The sequence below is a fragment of the Mycobacteroides saopaulense genome, assembly GCF_001456355.1.
In the GTDB taxonomy this organism is placed as follows: Bacteria; Actinomycetota; Actinomycetes; order Mycobacteriales; family Mycobacteriaceae; genus Mycobacterium; species Mycobacterium saopaulense.
Map to the genome: position 1 here is coordinate 2,032,856 of NZ_CP010271.1, position 16,799 is coordinate 2,049,654.

General features: G+C 60.1%; 16 protein-coding genes and 2 pseudogenes. 8 read left to right on the plus strand and 10 right to left on the minus strand.

Annotation, left to right across the window (positions count from 1 at the left end; all coding sequences use genetic code 11):
• The 4 genes and pseudogenes from MYCSP_RS10065 to MYCSP_RS10080 all read right to left on the minus strand — a co-directional run bounded on the left by MYCSP_RS10065 (position 1) and on the right by MYCSP_RS10080 (position 2,796).
• Positions 1–684, minus strand: coding sequence for a phosphatase PAP2 family protein (locus MYCSP_RS10065; protein ID WP_083018120.1), 684 nt, complete (start codon positions 682–684; stop codon positions 1–3).
• An 81-nt stretch (positions 685–765) separates the two neighbouring features.
• On the minus strand, positions 766–1,116 hold the full coding sequence (locus MYCSP_RS10070; RefSeq protein ID WP_083018122.1) for an ectoine synthase: 351 nt from the start codon (positions 1,114–1,116) through the stop codon (positions 766–768).
• Positions 1,001–2,051 (minus strand): annotated as a pseudogene (locus MYCSP_RS10075) (alpha/beta hydrolase). The gene MYCSP_RS10070 and the pseudogene MYCSP_RS10075 overlap by 116 nt, the downstream one beginning before the upstream one ends.
• 313 nt (positions 2,052–2,364) lie before the next feature.
• A complete protein-coding gene (locus tag MYCSP_RS10080; RefSeq protein ID WP_133054148.1) occupies positions 2,365–2,796 on the minus strand; it encodes a hypothetical protein in 432 nt (143 codons plus the stop codon).
• 157 nt (positions 2,797–2,953) lie between these two features.
• On the opposite strand from MYCSP_RS10080, the gene MYCSP_RS10085 reads away from it, so the two are divergent.
• The 4 genes from MYCSP_RS10085 to MYCSP_RS10105 all read left to right on the plus strand — a co-directional run bounded on the left by MYCSP_RS10085 (position 2,954) and on the right by MYCSP_RS10105 (position 6,586).
• Positions 2,954–3,502: an LGFP repeat-containing protein gene (locus MYCSP_RS10085; RefSeq protein WP_165757492.1), complete on the plus strand. Its 549-nt coding sequence runs from the start codon at positions 2,954–2,956 to the stop codon at positions 3,500–3,502.
• Between the two features lie 114 nt (positions 3,503–3,616).
• Positions 3,617–3,829 carry a CsbD family protein gene (locus MYCSP_RS10090; RefSeq protein ID WP_083018128.1) on the plus strand — a complete coding sequence of 71 codons (213 nt, stop codon included), beginning with the start codon at positions 3,617–3,619 and terminating at the stop codon, positions 3,827–3,829.
• 808 nt (positions 3,830–4,637) lie between these two features.
• A complete protein-coding gene (locus tag MYCSP_RS23620; protein WP_074232789.1) occupies positions 4,638–5,099 on the plus strand; it encodes a hypothetical protein in 462 nt (153 codons plus the stop codon).
• 74 nt (positions 5,100–5,173) lie between these two features.
• Positions 5,174–6,586, plus strand: a complete 1,413-nt coding sequence (locus MYCSP_RS10105; protein WP_083018130.1) for a sensor histidine kinase — start codon at positions 5,174–5,176, stop codon at positions 6,584–6,586.
• Positions 6,587–6,615: 29 nt separating this feature from the next.
• Here MYCSP_RS10105 and MYCSP_RS10110 read toward each other — a convergent pair whose 3' ends face one another.
• Both MYCSP_RS10110 and MYCSP_RS23295 read right to left on the minus strand, forming a co-directional pair.
• The gene (locus tag MYCSP_RS10110; RefSeq protein ID WP_032692659.1) at positions 6,616–7,293 is read right to left on the minus strand and encodes a response regulator transcription factor; all 678 of its coding nucleotides are present in this window, start codon (positions 7,291–7,293) and stop codon (positions 6,616–6,618) included.
• A 38-nt stretch (positions 7,294–7,331) separates the two neighbouring features.
• The gene (locus MYCSP_RS23295) at positions 7,332–7,496 is read right to left on the minus strand and encodes a hypothetical protein (RefSeq protein ID WP_167346511.1); all 165 of its coding nucleotides are present in this window, start codon (positions 7,494–7,496) and stop codon (positions 7,332–7,334) included.
• 189 nt (positions 7,497–7,685) lie between these two features.
• Here MYCSP_RS23295 and MYCSP_RS10115 point away from each other — a divergent pair, with 189 nt between their 5' ends.
• Complete coding sequence (locus MYCSP_RS10115; RefSeq protein WP_088413713.1) at positions 7,686–8,495, plus strand: COG4705 family protein; 810 nt, start codon at positions 7,686–7,688, stop codon at positions 8,493–8,495.
• 27 nt (positions 8,496–8,522) lie between these two features.
• Here MYCSP_RS10115 and MYCSP_RS23090 read toward each other — a convergent pair whose 3' ends face one another.
• On the minus strand, positions 8,523–8,687 hold the full coding sequence (locus MYCSP_RS23090; protein ID WP_157886168.1) for a hypothetical protein: 165 nt from the start codon (positions 8,685–8,687) through the stop codon (positions 8,523–8,525).
• A 91-nt stretch (positions 8,688–8,778) separates the two neighbouring features.
• Here MYCSP_RS23090 and MYCSP_RS23485 point away from each other — a divergent pair.
• Positions 8,779–8,892 (plus strand): annotated as a pseudogene (locus MYCSP_RS23485) (Rv2640c family ArsR-like transcriptional regulator); the annotation flags it as partial.
• A 176-nt stretch (positions 8,893–9,068) separates the two neighbouring features.
• Here the strand turns inward: MYCSP_RS23485 and MYCSP_RS10125 are convergent.
• Together MYCSP_RS10125 and MYCSP_RS10130 are read right to left on the minus strand one after the other, a co-directional pair.
• Positions 9,069–9,809: a TnsA-like heteromeric transposase endonuclease subunit gene (locus tag MYCSP_RS10125; protein ID WP_167346513.1), complete on the minus strand. Its 741-nt coding sequence runs from the start codon at positions 9,807–9,809 to the stop codon at positions 9,069–9,071.
• A gap of 1,619 nt (positions 9,810–11,428) precedes the next feature.
• On the minus strand, positions 11,429–14,605 hold the full coding sequence (locus MYCSP_RS10130) for a DEAD/DEAH box helicase (RefSeq protein WP_088413714.1): 3,177 nt from the start codon (positions 14,603–14,605) through the stop codon (positions 11,429–11,431).
• Between the two features lie 160 nt (positions 14,606–14,765).
• On the opposite strand from MYCSP_RS10130, the gene MYCSP_RS10135 reads away from it, so the two are divergent.
• Together MYCSP_RS10135 and MYCSP_RS10145 are read left to right on the plus strand one after the other, a co-directional pair.
• Positions 14,766–15,281 carry an ABC transporter permease gene (locus MYCSP_RS10135; protein ID WP_157886170.1) on the plus strand — a complete coding sequence of 172 codons (516 nt, stop codon included), beginning with the start codon at positions 14,766–14,768 and terminating at the stop codon, positions 15,279–15,281.
• Between the two features lie 664 nt (positions 15,282–15,945).
• Entirely contained in the window at positions 15,946–16,371 is a 426-nt protein-coding gene (locus MYCSP_RS10145; protein WP_088413717.1) for a hypothetical protein, read from the plus strand.
• Positions 16,372–16,519: 148 nt separating this feature from the next.
• On the opposite strand, the gene MYCSP_RS10150 is transcribed toward MYCSP_RS10145, so the two are convergent.
• Positions 16,520–16,768 (minus strand): DUF3297 family protein, encoded by a 249-nt coding sequence (locus MYCSP_RS10150; RefSeq protein WP_005058085.1) that lies wholly within the window; start codon positions 16,766–16,768, stop codon positions 16,520–16,522.
• Positions 16,769–16,799 lie beyond the last annotated feature (31 nt).

Here is a 16,799-nt window from a genome sequence, read left to right on the forward strand (position 1 = left end):
TCAGGCAGCGGGGTAGGGGGCCGGGGCGGTTGAGTTGGTGCGGTGCAGGATTGCGGCTGCAATGGTCACCACTGCGGTCGAGAGCACGATGCCCGCTAGGACATCCACCGCCCAGTGGTCTCCGAGGTATAGGCGGCTGGAGGCCACGCAGATCACCGCGACAACCGATGCGGACAACGCCGCCAAGCGTTTCCAGCCGTTGTGGTTGTATCCGACAAGCACGGTCAGTATTCCCACAAGAGCTGTTGTGCCGGTGACGTGACCGGAGGGAAAAGACCAGCCTGTCTCTGCGACCAACTGCGCACTGCTGGGTGGACGATGTTCTCCTACAGACCATTTCGCCAGGGCGGCGAGGACGAATGCCGACACGACTGTCGCGGCTACAGTGGCCGCCGTTTTCATGGACCGTGTTGAATACCAGACTCCCAGTGTCGCAATGGCGGTCGCGATCGATACCAGGGTGGGGCTTCCCAGGTGGGTGACGCCGATTGCGGCTGAGGTGAGCCAGTCATGCCGGTGAATCTCCATCCAGCCGAGCGTGCGATGGTCGACGGCCGAGCCCGAGTCGTAGTGGTGTGCGATTGCGGCGAGCGCCGCGAAGACGGTGAGCAGTCCCGCTGCGAGAATCGCGGCCACCCGCGTGTTCGTCGTTTCGGGTCGAAGATTGCGCAACCTGAAAGTCATCGTGCCCTTCTCGTCGATTTCCGGACCGACGAACCAGGCTAGAGGCCCTATCTGCGAATCTGCTGTGCGTGCGTGTTGGGCTCACGGGCTTCCTGGCGGAACTGCGGGCATGAAAACGCAGAGTGCTCGGATTTCTGACTCGGCGACGATGGTATGACGATCATGCTTGTCGAGCAGGTACATGGTTCCTGGCGCGAGTGCGTATGTCCCGCCGCGATCACGATCGATGAGTTGTCCGTCGCCCTCGACGATCCATACCGCCTCAATGTAATCAGGGTAATGCAATGGAGTCTCCGTGCCGGCATGGATCGTCGTCTCATGAAACGAGAAGCCCACGCCGTCGTCGGCGAGGATTATGCGCTTGGATGTCCAGTTCTCGGTGTCGCGCTGCCTGTCGGTGCCGGTGATTTCCTGGGTTGTCCGAACGATCATGGCTGGCACGACTCTTTTCTGAAAGATGTTTCAGGGTAGGCATTCTCGGTAAGGAATTCCACCAGTTGCTTGCGCGCCTCTCGGGCCTCGGGGATGGGTTTCATCGCCCAGTTGTGGAACATGCCGTCATAGATCTGCAGCCGCGACTCGGTACCCACGGTGCATGCGTTGAAGTGCAGGAGAAGTGCGTCCGGCAGGAGAATGTCGCGGGTGCCGACGAAGATACTCAACGCCGCAATGCCGGTGAGGTCGGCGTGCTCGGGGCTTAGCTCGGGATCATCCAGGGGTCGGTCTGCGGCATACCAACGCCCCGCCTGCTGGAGTCCTTCAATGCCGAGTTCTGGGTCGTGACGCTCGATGACCCGTGATAGCTCATGGTCCACAGCCATGTTGAGCCACGGCGAAAACAGTGCGATACAGGCAGGTTGGGGCTCGCCACGATCTCGAAGCTCCTGTGCAATGCCCAACGAGAGGCTGCCGCCCGCTGAATCTCCGAACAACACTCGGCCGGCTTGTGGGGTATCTGCCATCACTACGCGGTAGGCGCTCCGGCTGACCGCGGTGATCTCGCGATGGTCATGCTGAGGAGCGAGGGGATACATGAACAAGCTATATCGGCAACCGAGAGATTTGACGAGGTTATCCGCGAACCGCCAGTGGTGCTTTTCCGGCTGCTCGACGAAGCCGCCGCCATGCAGATGAAAGACGTGTAAGCCGTTCCAATCGCCGTCAGGATGCAGCGTGTAGCAGGCATGTCCTTGGATGTCCCGTCGGGTAATCCGGCGGCGAAGCCTCACCGCACGTGGTGGCTCGCATCGGGCAGGGCGCTGGTGGATGCTCAGACGGCGACGCATTCCGACAGCGGTGGCATAAAACGACTTCTTACGCTGCAACTGCGCCATGCCGATGATCACCCGCGCTCGCGCGGACACCATGTGACCTCCTCCATTGTGCGAGTAGATATTCCGCCACCGACATAGCAGAACCGCACGGTGCTCCGTACAGATCGCAGTACGAGGTGAGTGGCATTCAGCTCCGTTACCCGAATGTTCGGAGGCTAAACCTGCCTATGAAGCATCCCTGTGTCGAGGATTGGGCGTTTCGGAACGGGCGCAGATCAGCTGTCGCAGAAGCTGATCTGGTCATCGCCGTGGCCCAGGAAGACGCGGTTGCTGGTGCTTCCCGGGCGATCGAGCCCAGCAGCAGCCGTAGTGCGTAGTTGCCGGAGGTGCCACAACCCTGGCGAAATCACCTGGTGCCGGGGCCGCCGCCGACGGTGCCGTTCGTATCGGCGGGGCCGCTGGGGACCCCGCCCGCGGCCCCGTTCACTCCGGCGGGACCGTTAGAGGAACCGCCTGCGGAACCGCCGCCAGGGCCACCAATGGGGGGAGCGTTGGTGTTGGCGGAATCGCTGACGGGACTGCTGGGTGAACCACCGATGGGTCCCGTCACGTCGGAACGGTCAGAATTTCCAATGGGACCGGTCACGTCCGAACCGTCGGAAGAATCGCCGTCGGGATCGGCCACCTCGGAATCGCCGGGGAGTGCCGCCACTGTGGAAAGGACTTCTGCGGGGCTGCCGTGATTGGTGGCGAGGGCGCCGCCGAGCAGAGTCACGACCCCGCACACCACCAGTGCACGTCGCAACATCCGGTGGCGGTTTGAAGGCTCACCTGTCATAGCCACAACCCTAGTTTATTCTGTAAACAATTGCTAGCATCGTCGGGCATCGGAGGTTCGTTCATAGATGTCTCGTGCCGGAGCAAGATCGGCATGAGTGCAGTGCGTGTTTGTTGCAGAAGATCGATCACACACCAAGGGAGAGAAGTAGATGCGCATGAAAAATCTGCATGTCACCGCGTTGCCCGTAGCAGTAGGCGTTATTGCTTCAGTTGCGGTGGGCTGCTCACACAAGACTGGTGACGCGCCTTCGCTCAGTTCTGCTAGCTCGGCCGCTTCGTCGGCGATTTCTTCCATCACCGCCTCACCCTCTGAAAAACCCAGCACCACACAGATTCCGGGCAAGAACGGCACTCCTTACACCGTGGAGGGGCCGATTCTCGCCAAGTGGAACACCCTGAATGATGTTCAGAAGAAGGACTTGGGCGCACCGTACGACAATCAGAAGGAGACTCTGGACCGTAGCGGCGTCTATCAGCAGTTTGATGGCGGCGTGCTGATCTATCGCAACGGAGAGCCGGTCTATTTCGTGTGGGGCAAGATCCGGGACACATGGAATGACAATCAAGCCTCGCAAGGCAAGCTTGGCTATCCCACCGCCGATGAGGTGACCGAGGCCGACGGCTCGTTCAAGTCCACCTTCGAGCACGGAACGATCACTTTCAAGCCCGGCGATGCCGATGCGAAAGTCTCACTTACAAACTGAGCAACCAGTAGAAGCGTCAACACTTGGCGCGGGTCGTCGGTGGCCCTCGTAACACCGCGGACGATCCGAGCTGCCGACAACAGCGGAATTTGACTGTGAGAAAGGTTGGGAAACATGGGAATTGCCGATGACGCCCAGAACAAGTTCGATGATCTGAAGGGCCGCGCTAAGGAAGCCGCTGGGTCCGTCACCAACGACGACGATCTGAAAGCTGAAGGACAAGCCGAGCAGGGTATCGCCTCTGCCAAGCAAAAGGTCGCTGACGCCGCCGATAAGGTCAAAGAGGGTGTTGATGCCCTCAAGGGCAAGCTAACTGGAAACGGCTAATAAACCGCTGTCCATAACGCGGCTGACCTAGTGGGCCAGGCAATACCGTTGACCCACTAGGTCGGCCGCGGACAACAACGTTGTCCATTCTCATCCGATCTGGGGCATGAGGTGAGGTCTGACCTGCGGTGCCCCAGATTCGATGAGAATTTGATCCGGGCGTTTTCTCACTGAATCTGCGGTAAGTCGGCGCCATGCCCAGGGCGAAAACCGGTACGCGATCCCGCGATTCATCAACTGTGGACACAAGCGTGATAGCCCGGTTTGCCTGGGTTCCAGGTTTCGCGGTCCGGTGGGGTAGGTCCGGGAACCGCACAGGTGGGGCTGGGTGCGGGCGCAGTCTTGTTACTGACCGACCTTGATTGTTCGGCCTTCGCTGATGGCTACTGCCAGGACTTTGGCTTGGGTTTCATCGATTCCCTCGCATTTGAGGGCGGCTTCGATTTCTGTGACTGGCCGGTGTGCGTATTTGCGGGCCAGCTTTGTCGAGCTTTCTTTGAACCTCGCGGTCGATCTCGCGTTGAAACTTTGGGTTCATCTTGAATCCTATTGCGTTCCTTACTTTTATAGACATGTCTCATCCGAATGCGACACGGATCGTCGGGCGTGTCGGTCTTATGGGAGCGGCGGGAGCGATTAAGTGGGCTCCTCTGACCGAGCACCATGGCGTCTTGTTCTCTTGCCTTCTCAGTATGGAACGTATGTGCGAACAATGGCCGACGTGACGCGCCGGTCATGTGGTTGGCGCTTGGTGTAACGGGCCTTTGTTCTCAGCGAAGTCTCAGCGCCTGATGGGCATTGTCGGGGCATGTCGAACATTGATGACACGAATGAGTCCCCTGAACCACCCGAGGATGCGAATGTTGAGGGCGCTGAACTGAGTCCGAATGCTGGCCGGGTACCGGAAAGAGCCAGGTGGGCTCTGTTTACCCGGGCGGCGGCCATTGCTGGTGCAGCAGCTGCTGTGGTGGCGGTGCTAGGTCTGACGTTCGGTGCCGGTGTGTGGGCTGGGAGTGAGTTTGGTGATGAGTATGGCCGAGACGGTCGCGGACATAGCGAGTCTCGATCGCATGGGTATGACGCCGACGATGATGACGAGATCGATGAGCGTGGAGCAGGTCGAGAGGCCGCCGACGGCGGACGTGCCGGCGATGATGAGGGCAAGTCAAGCGATGGTCAGCGGGTACGTCCGGGTACTGAACGTACTCAGGCGCCCGCCCCGTCCTCGGCTGCGCCTGTCCCTGCGCCGACGGCCTCCGGGCGGTCGTAGGACTGCAATGATTATGGGATGTCGTTGCCATCCGTGAGGCGGTACCCAATGGCTGTGATGCGTGGGTGGAGCCGATGGTGAAGGGCCGCGTACGCATTGGCGCGTTGGTCTCCCGTTTGCGGCGCTGGTGTGGGGGGATCGCGACTCGCTCGGCGCTGGTGGCCGCCGTTGTGGTGCTGGCCAGCTTGGTAGTTGTGGGCTCGGCATCGGTGGTGCTGCTGTATCGGTCGATGTGTGCCGATGTTGATGACGCGGCTAATTCGCGCGCGTTGGCTGTGGCCGCGCGGCTCAAGAAGGAACCTCCTGACGAACTGGAGTCGGTGCTGTTGGCCACCGATCAGCGGATCGTGGCTGTCCAAGTCATCGATGCCAGAGGCCGGATCGTGCGACATTCGGACTCGGCGCCCAACGGGCCGCTAATGCCGTTGCGCGGCAATAACTTCCGAAATTCCCAGGTCGGTGTTTCTGCCACTGCCGATGATGATATTCGTGTGGCTGCGCTGACTGCGGATGGCCGCAAAGGCCGGTACACGGTGTTGGTGGGCGGCGGTATTGAACCGATCGAGTCGATGACCTCGACGGTCGCCACCATGCTGACGATCACCGCACCTGTTGTGGCCGTCGTGGCCGCAGGGGTGACGTATCTGCTGGTGCGGCGCTCACTGCGCTCGGTCGATGCGATCCGTTCCCGCGTTTCGGAGATCAGCGCCTCCGATCTGAGTGAGCGGGTGCCCGTGCCAGATCGCGCCGATGAGATTTCGGCGCTGGCGGCCACGATGAACAAGATGCTCGAACGGATTGAAGCCGGGCACACCGCCCAGCGCCGGTTCGTCGGGGATGCCTCCCATGAGCTCAGAAGCCCACTGGCAACAGTTATTTCGGCCTTAGAGATCGCTCAAAGCCATCCCGAGGTGTTCGACAAGACTCTCGTGCAGACGGCCTTGCTGCCCGAAGCTCACCGAATGCAATCCCTGGTCGAAGATCTGCTGCTGCTTGCCAGAGCCGATGAGCACGGGCTGCCGATGCGGCGCACCGAGATCGATCTCGATGATCTGGCCAGCACCGAAGTCGCGCGGCTTAAACGAGAAACGTCGCTGCAGGTTTCCGGGAATCTGGCGGCGGTCAAAGTCACCGGAGACGCGCTAGGGCTGGCACGGGTACTGCGTAATCTGGCTGACAACGCGGCCCGGCACGCCCGCACTACTGTGTCCATCGCGGTCAGTGCCGACGCTGACAGCACATGTCTGCAGGTCTGTGATGACGGTCCGGGAATCCCTGTCACCGAGCGTGGGCGTGTGTTTGAACGGTTTGTGCGCCTGGATGCCGACCGTTCCCGGCACGGCGGCGGCAGCGGTCTGGGTCTGGCCATTGTGGCCGAAATCGTTGCCGCACATAAGGGCACGGTAGATATCAGCGACCGTACAGGCGGTGGGACGGTGATGACCGTCCGGCTGCCGCTGGTCAACTCGGCCGACGCAGGCCGCTAACGCGTGCGGGGCGAACGCTGCGGACGTGGTCAGCCGTCGGAAGCGAACTCGCCCGATTCAAGCCGGTAGCCCACGCCGCGGACCGTGATAATCAGGTGTGCGCCGATTTTGCGGCGAAGATAGCCGACGTAGACTTCGACGACGTTGTCGGGGCCGTCATAGTGGTTATCCCAAACATTCTGCAGGATATCGGTTTTGGTGACTGCCGCGTCTTTGTTACGTAACAGGTATTCGAGCAGACCGTATTCGCGCGGTGTCAACGACACCGGGCTGCCGGCGCGTTCGACGACCCTGCGGGTGGGATCTAGTGAGATCTCGCCGGCGGTGAGCACGACGGGACGTTTGGGTGCGCCCCGGCGTATCAAGGCGCGCAGGCGTGCGGTAAGCACCATGAACGAAAACGGTTTGGTCAGATAGTCATCGGCGCCCAAATCGAAGGCATCGGTCTGGTCGTAGTCGCCGTCTTTGGCGGTCAGCATCAACACCGGGGTCCACACGTGCGCGGCCCGCATTCTGCGCAGCACCTCATAGCCGCTGAGCCCGGGCAACATGATGTCCAGGACGATCACGTCGAAGGATTCGTTGGTGGCCTGCCACAGTCCGTCGATCCCGTCGCCGACGGTAACCACAACAAATCCTTCGGCCCGCAGACCGGCTGTCACCGTGTCGGCAAGCAGCGGTTCGTCCTCAACGAGCAGAACCCGCACCGTGCGCCCTTCCGTGTAGCTTTGATCGCTGTCCAGTCTTACAGCCCTGGATGCGCGGCACCCAATACTGGTGCCGGTTCACTGACCGAGACCGCGGCACGTTCGTGTGCGCGCTCTTGTGCCTCGGCCACCGTGGCCGAGGCACCGAACAACATCAAAGCACCGATGATCAGAATCGCTGTCTCGCGGCGGGCAGTGGTCATAATCGGGCCTTTCTGCGTATCTGCTGGCCTCCGGGCGCCGATCGCCCGGGGGAATGCCATATCAGGTTGACATCGCAGCGCTGTGAGAACGCTGAGCGCCGACACCGCCCCGGTTCTCAGCGAATCCTCAGTCCCGCGCCACTAAGGTGCGGCCGAGATCGCTGACACCTACAACAGATTTGGCAGGTCATGGCCGTATCGAATTACAAACTTCCCCAAGTCACAGCCCTGTTCTGGGTTTTGAAGATCGCCGCAACCACACTCGGGGAAACCGGCGGGGATCTGATCGCCCAAACCTTGGACCTGGGCTACGCCGCCGCCTCAGTCCTGTTCATCGCGATCTTCGTGGTGAGTCTTCTTGCACAGCTGCGTGCCCGCCAGTTCCATCCGGCCTTGTACTGGACGGTGATCGCCGCGACCAGCACCGCCGGCACCACCATGTCCGATCTGATCAACCGCGGCCCCGGCTCAGACACCGACACCGCCGACGGCCTGGGCTACGGAGCCGGCGCAGTCCTTCTGATCACCGGACTCGTTGTCGTGTTTGCGATCTGGAAACTGACCCGGGAAACTTTCGATGTCGCCAACATCACCACCTTGCGCGGTGAAGTCCTCTACTGGGCGGCGATCCTGCTATCCAATACCCTGGGCACCTCCCTGGGCGACTACCTCGCCGACAGCTCCGGGATGGGCTACTGGGGCAGCGCAGCCCTAATCGCCGCCGTGATGGCCACCATCTTGGCCGCTCACTATCTCACCAACATCTCCGGAGTCCTGCTCTTTTGGGCTGCATTCATCCTGACCCGCCCCCTGGGGGCCACCGTGGGCGACTTGCTGTCCAAACCACTGGACAAGGGAGGGCTAGCGCTGGGGACCTGGGGCACCTCGGCAGCACTATTGGCGATCCTCGTCATCGGTATCGCCTTCGGATACCGCAAGACCCGCACCACCACCACGGACAATCCCGACCCAGACCTCCACGAGCTGGCCCGCGACTAGCCCAAACGCGTTGAGCGCCAGTCAACGTCACAGCAGATATGCCTCGGCCATCAGGCCGATGGCGGTGACAATCGCGGTCGCCGCACCGCAGAACAGCACGGATTTGGCGACCATCCAATTATCGTGCTCGATGGTTGGCGTTTCGGGGCGAAGATCGGCCGAGGTGAATCTGCTGGCATCGGGATTGTGCATGATCCTCACCATGCCGAGCAGACCCTTAAGTTTGGCTGAGAGCCCGAACCCTGAACTGACGAATCGCCAGCCAGTCATAGGATTCGGCCCGCGTAAACGCGGTGTTGATGGGTCAGATCGCCGTGGAATGAACGTCTTTCATCGTCCGGAACCTGGTGTTCTGACGGCACTGCCCGCGGTCCTTGATCCCATCTGCCGTCGGTGACTGAATGGCTGCGGTGAGCCGCTGATTGTGCACCCACTGTTCGATCGGGGTGATGTCGGTGTGGGCGTGGCCGGTGCGTTCGTTGATCTTCTGCAGAAGCAACTGAGGCCAGGCGATTCGGCGCCTGATGGGATGTTGTGCAATCTGCTGACGATGGATGGCCAGTGTCTCATCTCTCACCTGCCTGTACTTGGACTAACGATCGCGTCATCGGTCAATGTTGTCGCCGCAAGGTCGACGCTCAATTTGCGATGCCAGAGCAGGTGAAACAGGACAGGCAGCACCACCAGGGGAGTGCCCACCGCCAATACCCCGGCCATCAAGGGCCGAGCCCGACCGAACGCCGACATCAGATCATCGGCCAAACCAGGCCGAAACACGCGTGGATGCCGATATCCAGACAGCCACCGAAGATTGGCCCGCAGCACCGGATCAAGCACCCCGACCCGGCGGTAATCCCAGCCAACTGCCGCGCACTCAGCAGCCGAACGGTCAAATTTCTCCTGATCCGCTGCCTCGATCCGGCCATCATCGCGAACATCGAGCACGAGCGCTGAACCATCCCGGCGCCGCACGAAATAGTCCGGAGCATGACTTACACCATCTGCCCAACGGAACCAAAATGATTGTGATACAACGCCAATCACGTCCGGGTCAGCATCCAGCGCCATCAGCTGATCACGTTCCAGCCACGACTCATGGCCAACATGAATACCGGTACGGGAAAACCACCAAAAACCCGGGAAATTGCGTTGACCACGGTACGAAGGAAAATTCCGCACCGGTAAACAGTCAAGCTCAAACGGGAACGTCGCGCACCGGGCCAGCGGGAGGCACAAGCTGCCATCACGCCTGTCGAACTCCAGTTCAACGACACCCGCACTAACAGGCCAAGCCGACACCACCGACGTCAGCACATCTAAAGGTTAAGCACCGTGCCCCAGATTCAATGAGAATGCCCCAACATCCGTGAGAACGGACATCCATCGCTGATGTATATGAAAAAGGTTGTGGGGCTGGCTGATTCATGATCATTACGTCACTGTGACGCAATGGGCGTGCCTAAAGGGGTGGCGAAAGTGGTGGGGTAGCGCCGTTCATGGCGGTTTATGCGATTGTGCAGCTTCGGTTTGCGGGCGGCCTGCGCGTTCTGTGGGGTGCCCAGCGGTTAGAGGTGGAGCGTTGCCTGTGAGTGTTGAGTTGATGCCTGTTCTGATGATCCCTGTGCGGTCTAAATCGGATGGTTATCAATCGATTTCGGGCGACCGTCGAGGTGGGTCGGACGGCGCTGCATTACTCGTCGACCGACGGGGCCGGACAACGTTCCGATATGGACATATCGTCACAGTGACGTTTTTAGGCACGGGGGCTGGGCGTTGGAAGGGGTGCTCAATCTGCGAAATATGCTGTGGTCGAGTGATTTTGGCCGACGAAGCCGAAAGATCGGTCTCGCAAGGGGCGGTCGCGGCTATCGTCTGTGAGCCCAGGCGATCGGCGCGAAGGAACGTGTGGCGATAGCGTGGCTGATCTACCGGGGATGTGCGGACGCCAGGTGGGTGGTGGCCGGGTCGTCACAACGAAAAGTGCAGATAGGCGGCCTGTCGATGTGTGCTTGGCATATATCTAACGCCGATAAGACACATTATGTCAGATAGAAGTCTGCTTATTGCGGCACATGTAGGATCTGCCCCTGCTGTCCGTTCTCAATGGATATGGCAGTAATCTCAGCCATCATGGCAGTATCCGGAATCGGGGTGTTTTCTCTGAGATCTTGTCAGCACGAGGGCTGCTGATGACTCGGTGATGTCCTTAACTGCGATGTACACATCCGGAACGGTCTTGCCGCCCCACATACGCCACACCGCTACGCTGATTTGCCGGACACCCGGCATGTGAGCGTACGCGGCGTATGTTTCGAACTGTTGGATAGCGCCGCTAAGCGTGATGCGCGCATCTCGTAAGACGCGTAGCCACCTTCTAGTGCGGCTTTGGAGGTACACCGGCCGACCCGCCCACTCTGTCAGAAACGTGCTAGTTGGCGCAATATACCAACATTGGCTAGCTAGGAGGCCACAGCTTCGAACCCAGCTACGCCACCAACCGGACGCGTGAACAGCGCAATACCTACTGCGGCCCAACCTTAGTAAACAGGCGGGGAATGCCGCGAGTTCGGCTACGCAAACGAGTTGATGCGCCGCAGTGCGACTCTCAACTTAAGCACGTTGCGCTGGTCCCCTAAGGCTATCCGCGTCATCGCAGGACAAGAAGGCGTGCGCGTGCCTCCGTAGTTCATTCGGAACTGTCATCTTTACTGAGAAAGATATCCCAGGGATTGTCTCACAATTGATGTCATCTTCCCAGATCGCTACTGACACAATCAGTTAGAACGGACACCTGCTGTCCTTTCCGGTTTTAGTTGGCCAGTTTCCGGATAAACATGGCCATTTACGGATGTGGTGTGGTTTCCGCGTATTGATGGCCAACCAGCTTCCGGGAACGCCTGGTTGGGGCGCCTACCGGCTTGAGAGGTTTGTGGTCATTCGGAACACATGACCACGAATGCGCCTTTCGTGACGGCTTGGACGTACGAGGCGGCGGCGGCGATGACTCTGAGCTGTTCGTCGCTGGTCTTCTTCTTGCTGAGCCCGGGCTGCGCGACGATGGTGACGAACCGCGGCCGAAGGAGCAGTGCTCGTTCTCGAAGGCTTAGCAAGACGGCCCGGTCCCCTACTTCGTAGGGCTGTTTTCTGTGCGTGCGGTAGTAGTCCTGAGTGCGTCGATCGAGGTGTTTGAGTAATGGCTCGGCGCATTGGTTTCGCCAGCGGGCGCCGCGGATTGCTTGTCCGCAGACCTCATAGATGTCTTTGAGTCTGCCGCCAGCGGTGTCTTCTGATGAGTACTTGCAGTGCACGAGTGTGACCAGCAGTTGGTCGCGGTCGATACGCAGTCCGACGAGGTCGGCGGCCTCGCCGGCTCGATCATCGTCAATGAGGACGTCAAACTGTTGGCTTTGTTGCAGGTATCTGCTCATGTGGGCCTGAATTGAGTCCTGTCGACGATCCACTCCTTGGGACTCAACTCGAATGTTGGTAGTGCCCCAGTCGATTACGGTGAACTTGTCCTTGTCGTAAGGAGCGATGTCGGTGCGCGGCTCGAGTAGGCGATCGTCGCCGGTGATCAATCGGTCGGACCCAAGGAACAGCGTAGGTTTGTTGTCGTTGAACCATTCAGATAGTGGTTTGAGCTTCCCGCCACGGGAAATGACGTCTACGTCGTCATGCACTGCTTGGTAGTGCAGGCCGGTGTCGCCGACGGTCGCGGTATATGGAACCGTCCACTCAGGCGACACCACAGAGAAACGAAATGGGCCGGTGTCGGAATAGTCGTCGACCTGGAACCCGACGTCGGTAAGCAGATACGTCGCATCCTTGAAACGGGCGCGTTGGGCTGCGCCGGTACCAAGATAGAGCTCCCATGGCCATTCCAGGGCAAGAAGTGGCCATGGTGGCCGTTCTTTCACGTCGACTGGGATTATCATGTCGCCGAACAATGTTCGGACGTCAACTGATTTGTCGATTAGTTTGGATGCTTGTCGCTTGCACCAGTCTCGCCATTCGGAAAGGCCGGTTGCGGTCTGCATGGACCAGAATCGCCCGGACAGCGCAGCGGCGATGGTGACACGTTCGCCGTCATCAAATGCTCTGGCCGCTACGTGGGTGTTGGTTTTGTGTTCTCGCTCAGCCTCACTTAGGGCGAACCCGATATCACTGCCGACGAACATCGAAAACCGTTTGTCGCGGTCTCGGGCATCGAGCAGGCCCATGTTGGTTGGTATCAGCCTGTCGAGACGGGCGAAAACCCGGAACGGGTCTAGTCCGCGAATCTGGTCTGGGGCTTGATCTAGCACTGCTTCAGCGAGCTTGATGTACTTCTTTTTAGTATCCGAGCCATGTATAAAGAGCAGCCCGTTGTCTCGATCGAAATACATGATCACCAGGGTGTAGCTCACCGGCTGCAGCCCGGGAACATCGCCCCAGCGAAGGTCTCCTTGCGCTTCGAGGATGAACCAAGCGACATCATCACGAGAGCTGACACTCACTACACCGTCAAGGATGTCCTCTCCGTACATGATTGCAGCGTTGTCTGGTTCCCAATCGGAGGCGTCCGTCCGGAACGCTATGGCGCTCATCTTCGGCTCCAGTAGCCCCACGGGGACCTGTGATGGCGTCAGGGTGAATGCTGCATCGAATTCGCTGATCTCGACAGCACGTTCGGCTGCCCGGTCGGTGATGTTGCTGAGCACCTTGTCCCAGTCTGGATCCTCACGTAGCAAGGTCCGCAGCGGAGACAGCGCAGCTTCGGGGTCCTGGCTGACGAAGACACTTGCGGTACCGACTGGAGTTGGCGACTCGGTCCGAGCTATTCGCCCGATGAGTTGAATCGTAGGGCTAAGCGACTTATGAGTCTCATGTATCGCGGCGATCTTGAGAGTCGGAAGATCATAGCCCTCTCCAAGCATGTTGACACACACCACGATCCGAGAGGCACCAGCGCGCAGCGCCGCCAGGGCCTCCTTTGTCTTCTGTGGTGCTACCCGATCGTGCACCAGGCGTGGCGTGTACTGCGGGCCCAAGCGCGAATATATGGCGTGTACTACTTCTGCCTGTGCCTGAGTTTTGACCCTTGCGAGCAGGATGTGATCTAGCCCTTTGTCGAGGTCCTTTTTCAAACGTGCGATCGCTGCTCGCGCGAGCTCCTCATCAGAGTCCTCCAGCGCTACAATAGATGTGAAATCTATCTTGCTGAAGTACTTTTCACGTTGCGCTTCTCTGAGCGGAAATCGAAAGATGGTTCGGCCAGGCAGGCTTCGTCCATCCGTGCGAAATGGAGTAGCGGTGAAGAGAAGCACAGGCCGATCGGCGAACGCGCGAATCACGCTGGACCACATCGGTGCCGGTGCGTGATGGGCCTCGTCAACAACCAGATGGGTGCAGCTGTCGAGCAGGATCGACTTCGACTCGGCATCGCAGGCCAGGATTGAATTAGGTGTCGCGACAACCACGTTGGAAGCGGCGAGGAACCCCCTGGCATCATCGGGATCACTGAAGCCGTGCTCAAGTCGGCCGACGCAAGGCCTGAGTGCCGTGTGAGCCACGATACGTTCGCGCTGGAGTATGCCAAGTGTTTCGAACTTCTCCGCGATCTGATTCCGTAGCGCTGTTGTTGGTACAACGACTAGCAGCTTTTCGGGACGTGCGGCGACCATCCATGCGAGCATCGTTTCGGTCTTACCCGTGCCAGTTGGCATGATGACCAATGCTGGATCAGTCAGCCCTGATGACTGATAGCCGACGATCGAGTGCAGGGCAGCAATTTGGGGGCGCCGCAGGCTGTGTGGATCTTCGTGCGGCCGGAATCCAATGGATCCCTGATAGGACGCGAGTACGTCAGAAGGAGCGGTCAGCGCGCGATTGCCCGCCCATCCCAATCTGATTCGTGACTGCTTTATTACCGGAAGCACGGCAGTCAGGGGACCGTCACTGCCCGCGAGGGGGCCACGGTGCGCGGGCCAAGACCCGTACGGGCCCGCCACTTCCAGGAGTTCGCCGTCGTGAATGGTCATCTGATTGCATACCGGGACCAAAAGTTGCCGAACCTTGTTACCGCTGAAAACGGTCGGGCGTGCCCACTCATTGGCCGTGCTAACGGTCATTTACCCCCCTTTGCACGCCCGCGCTGATTAACTTGCGGCTGGGCACGCGCTATCGTCGGTGTCGCTTGGACAAGCCTTTATCATACTGCTGGCCAGCCCTATTCCGGTGGCGAATGGTGTGGCGAACCCTCTTCGAGCGGCTCGCGGCGGCGTTGCTCTGGTGTCAAGAGTCAAAGCCAGCCGCATCCAACTGTTCCTGATCAACTGGGTCGCGGTGATACTGCTCGCGGTAGTGCTGCCCGCGGGCTACCTGCTCGTGCTGACCACCATCGGCGTCGATCTGCCGCACCTGCTTGCCCTCTACGGATTCAGCGTCCTGACCATCGCCGCGGTCGGCATGACCGCCATCTCAATCCTGACAGTGGTCGGCGCCTGGGGCATGCGCATCAACCTGATCTTCTTCATCGCCCTGGGCCTCCCCTCATCAGGCGGCGTGATCGCCCTGCAGGCCGCCCCACCCATCTACCGGTACCTGTCAACCTTCGAACCCATGCACCAGATCTACCTGGGCACACGATCATTGCTCTACTTCGACGCGAACATGGGCGCCGGACTCCGACAAGCCCTGCTGCTGATCACGGCGTGTCTGGTGGCCGGACTTGTGGTCGGGCTGGCCGGCAACCACCTCTACGACCGCCGAGGCCTCGTCCGTGAACCTGTGGCCGCACATCAATGACCAGCGGGCCCGACACATCCGATAAGCCTGAGGGCAGATGGCAACTCTAGTCGAGCTCTGATCGACTTTTGTTGCTCTGAGCGCGGCGCTCGGACCATGACGCTCTGCTCTGAGGAGTCAGCAGATCATTGTCGTGGACGACACGCCAGGCCGCGATGAGATTGGCCTCGCGACTGTGTGCGGTGACCTCGCCAAGCAACAATTCGCGGCGATCAGGTTGAAGCCACACAAGATAGGCGTAGACCCGTCGAGTTCGTGGACGTTGAACGAACCGTATGCGCGATAAAACCCGGTTGGAGCCTCCCGTGTCGAGCAGGCGATGTGCGTGGCCCCCGGCGGCCAGGTCCTGCCTGTCAGCCGACTCCGAGCGCCCTACGCCGTCCATCGCGGCGAACGCATGACGCGGCAAAGACGTGGCGCGCCAGCGTCCCCCCACGTGATCCCGCTGTTCCTAGGTCGCCGAGCCTACGGCCAGCTGCGCACGTTGGTAGCAGAACTCGCTGCACCGCTGGCTGCCGGTAGATCCATAGCGCCAGGCATACAGTCTGGCCAGCCTGCTGAATCCGAGAACGCTGCCTCGACCTTGCCGGCACCCACGCCTCCAGCCGCGGCGTCCGGGAACCGCCGGGCGCGATCGGCGGTAGTCGCAGCTGTCGCAGTACTAATGATCGCGGGAGGCACCACTGCCTACTTCGTGATCCGACGCACCTCGAACCACTGCGACACCACGGCCGCCGCCGCCGAGGAGGTTGCCCACCTGAGCTTTGAGTTCACCGGTCTCGCAGATCAGAACCTGCCCGCGCTCAAGGAGCGTCTATCCCCTGAGGTTTACACACAGTCCGAACAGGCATTCCGCTCCGTCAGCACGATTCCCGGCGCAGATCGATACGTTTCGCATATCGCCGAGCTGACCAGCAAGCAGGTCGAGTGCTCCGGCACCAACGCCCGCGTTGAGTCACAGATCGCCTGGTCGGTAACTACACCGAGAAGCACTGCACCGCAGACCACGCACGGGACCTGGGCCACCACTCTCGAGTACCAGAAGAACAGGTGGATCGTCACCAAGGTTGACTACGCGTCTAAGCACTGAATGTGGCCGGTCCTAAGCGATTTCGCCGCCGGCGGGCCATTCTGCCCGTGTCCAGGCCCTTGTCCTGGTTTCGGCTTATCCGGTTTCGGAAGTTGCCGGCCACCGGAGTTGGAGCCGCCAGAAATCCAGGGGGCGTCCGCATTCTTGCTCAGCGGAAAAAAGGTTCAACCGTGCCACTGAGCTTGACGACCATCGGATTTCCGCGGCGATCCTTCGCGGTGGGGACTTCAACACGCACCCAACCCTCGGCCACGTTGTATTCGTGAACATTGGTTTTCTCGACACCATTAAAGCGAATACCCACGTCGCGGCGAAGCACCTCTTCGCTATAAAAGGCACTACGCGGATCGATGGAGAGGTGATTCGGCGGAACGTCTGTGTTCTGATCCTCGGACATGATGGCCTTCGTTGAATGCTGCGTTAGGTGC

Coding starts and splice junctions, on each gene's coding strand:
- MYCSP_RS10065 (WP_083018120.1), bottom strand. CDS start 684: ATGACTTTCAGGTTGCGCAATCTTCGACCCGAAACGACGAACACGCGG.
- MYCSP_RS10070 (WP_083018122.1), bottom strand. CDS start 1,116: ATGATCGTTCGGACAACCCAGGAAATCACCGGCACCGACAGGCAGCGC.
- MYCSP_RS10080 (WP_133054148.1), bottom strand. CDS start 2,796: ATGACAGGTGAGCCTTCAAACCGCCACCGGATGTTGCGACGTGCACTG.
- MYCSP_RS10085 (WP_165757492.1), top strand. CDS start 2,954: ATGAAAAATCTGCATGTCACCGCGTTGCCCGTAGCAGTAGGCGTTATT.
- MYCSP_RS10090 (WP_083018128.1), top strand. CDS start 3,617: ATGGGAATTGCCGATGACGCCCAGAACAAGTTCGATGATCTGAAGGGC.
- MYCSP_RS23620 (WP_074232789.1), top strand. CDS start 4,638: ATGTCGAACATTGATGACACGAATGAGTCCCCTGAACCACCCGAGGAT.
- MYCSP_RS10105 (WP_083018130.1), top strand. CDS start 5,174: ATGGTGAAGGGCCGCGTACGCATTGGCGCGTTGGTCTCCCGTTTGCGG.
- MYCSP_RS23295 (WP_167346511.1), bottom strand. CDS start 7,496: ATGACCACTGCCCGCCGCGAGACAGCGATTCTGATCATCGGTGCTTTG.
- MYCSP_RS10115 (WP_088413713.1), top strand. CDS start 7,686: ATGGCCGTATCGAATTACAAACTTCCCCAAGTCACAGCCCTGTTCTGG.
- MYCSP_RS23090 (WP_157886168.1), bottom strand. CDS start 8,687: ATGCACAATCCCGATGCCAGCAGATTCACCTCGGCCGATCTTCGCCCC.
- MYCSP_RS10130 (WP_088413714.1), bottom strand. CDS start 14,605: ATGACCGTTAGCACGGCCAATGAGTGGGCACGCCCGACCGTTTTCAGC.
- MYCSP_RS10145 (WP_088413717.1), top strand. CDS start 15,946: ATGATCGCGGGAGGCACCACTGCCTACTTCGTGATCCGACGCACCTCG.
- MYCSP_RS10150 (WP_005058085.1), bottom strand. CDS start 16,768: ATGTCCGAGGATCAGAACACAGACGTTCCGCCGAATCACCTCTCCATC.